The 1,100-nt window shown below is 63.8% G+C and carries 1 protein-coding gene and 1 pseudogene; both read right to left on the reverse strand.

The window, feature by feature from the left end; translation table 11 throughout:
• Window positions 1-145: 145 nt before the first annotated feature.
• Window positions 146-901: a DUF4191 domain-containing protein gene (locus ACNQPB_RS20065; RefSeq protein WP_498754181.1), complete on the reverse strand. Its 756-nt coding sequence runs from the start codon at window positions 899-901 to the stop codon at window positions 146-148.
• A 76-nt stretch (window positions 902-977) separates the two neighbouring features.
• A pseudogene (locus ACNQPB_RS20070) lies at window positions 978-1,100 on the reverse strand (lipoyl synthase); the annotation flags it as partial.

Raw genomic sequence — 1,100 nt, forward strand, 5'->3', positions numbered from 1 at the left:
TCAACGGCCGACCACGCAAAACGCTCGACTGGAAAACTCCAGCCGAGCGTCTGCGTGATTTACTACTAACCACCTAACCAACAGGCGTTGCAACGACCCCTAGAATCCGCAGTCATGGAGGCGGTTCTTTTGTATGTGCAGGAAATCAGCGCCCGCGCTGAGGACGTGCCTTGTACGGGTCGATGCCCTTGGGGATCGGCAGGCGCTTGCCGCCTAGGGAAGAGATGCGCTTGCTGACCGCGTTGACCTCCACCTTGGTGAGCTCATTCTTGAACTTGTTCATGGTCTTGGCGATCTGGCTGATCGGAACCTGGCCTTCGCCCCGGCCGCTTTCGATCACGTGGACCGTGACGTTCGGCAGGATGCGGGAGAGCTTCTTGCGTTCGGCGTCCAGCAGCGGCTTGGCCCGGTGGGACGGACCCTCACTGACGAGCACGACGCCGGGACGGCCGATAGCGCGGAACACGGCGTCCTGCGTGCGGGGGTTGACGGCGACCGGCTGCTCCTCAGTGATCCAGCCGCGGCGCAGGGTTCCGAGGGCGGCGCCGGAAGCGCCCGGCTGGTTCTCGATCTGCGCAAAGGCGGCCCGCTCGGCGCGGCGGGACAGGATGAAGACGGCGGCCAGCAGGCCCAGCGGAATGCCGATGATCAGGCCGGTGATCGGGTTCTGCAGCAGCAAACCGATGACCAGGCTGACAGCGATGACGCCCAGGAAGGCAAGAACCATGAGCCAGACGACCTGGGGGTCGCTCCGGCGGGTCATCTTGAAGACTTCGCCGATCTGCTTGAGCTGGCTCGGCTTCTTTGCCTTGGCTTCCTTGGGCTTGCGGGAGAACAGCCCGCGCTTCGGAGCGTCGGCTGCCGAGGGGGTCGGATTGCTGGAATCAGGGGATTTCGCCATAGTGCCTTAATTCTACGTGATGACAAAGGACCGGACGCCTGTTGAAAGGCGTCCGGTCCCGTCGGCTTGATGGATGTTACGCGCCGTGGGCGAGGAGGGTTCTGGCTTCCTGGCGGGTGGTGCCGGAGTCCTGGATGCCTTCGGCGATGTGGGCCAGGTGTTCGGGGATGTCGCGGCCTTTTTTGCGCATGGCGGTGGC

This window comes from Curtobacterium sp. LFS079, assembly GCF_047977865.1.
In the GTDB taxonomy this organism is placed as follows: domain Bacteria; phylum Actinomycetota; class Actinomycetes; order Actinomycetales; family Micrococcaceae; genus Arthrobacter.

Bases quoted from the DNA above. Each gene is read 5' to 3' on its own strand.
- ACNQPB_RS20065 (WP_498754181.1), bottom strand. From the start codon at position 901: ATGGCGAAATCCCCTGATTCCAGCAATCCGACCCCCTCGGCAGCCGAC.